At 65.4% G+C, this 534-nt stretch carries 1 protein-coding gene; it reads right to left on the minus strand.

Annotated elements, in window-relative coordinates; translation table 11 throughout:
• Window positions 1–534, minus strand: a 534-nt coding sequence (locus tag A5652_RS18190; protein ID WP_156745409.1) for a condensation domain-containing protein, incomplete at both ends; no start/stop codon positions are given.

The following is a 534-nucleotide window of genomic DNA, read 5'->3' on the forward strand; positions in this document are numbered from 1 at the left end:
GTCGAACACATCGGTGCGAAATTCCACCCTTCCACCGATCCCGGCGGGCTCCCCGTCCTCGGTGAACCGTTCAGCCATGGAGAACGCCAAATCCATCCGGGCGGTCTGGGTGTGCACCGGCAGCGGGGTGACCTCGACGTCGCCCAAGGTCGACCCGACGGCGTTGTCGTGCCCGGCGAAGTTCTCCCAGGCCAGCATCACCTGGATCAAGGGGTGATGGGACAGGTTTCGGGTCGGGTTGAGCCGCTCCACGAGGACTTCGAAGGGCACGTCCTGGTGTTCGTAGGCGGCCAGGCTGCGCGCGCGCACCTGAGCCAGCACCTCGGCCACGGTGGGATTGCCGGCCAGATCGACCCGCAACACCAAGGTATTGACGAAAAACCCGACCAACTTATCCAGAGCGGGATCATTGCGGCCGGCGATCGGGAAACCCACCGCCACCTCAGCACTGGCGCTCAGCTTGGCCAACAACACCGCCAACGCGGCCTGGACCACCATGAAACTGGTCGCGTTATGCTCGCGGGCCACCCGCGC

It is taken from the genome of Mycobacterium sp. 1165178.9 (genome assembly GCF_001673555.1).
Taxonomy (GTDB): domain Bacteria; phylum Actinomycetota; class Actinomycetes; order Mycobacteriales; family Mycobacteriaceae; genus Mycobacterium.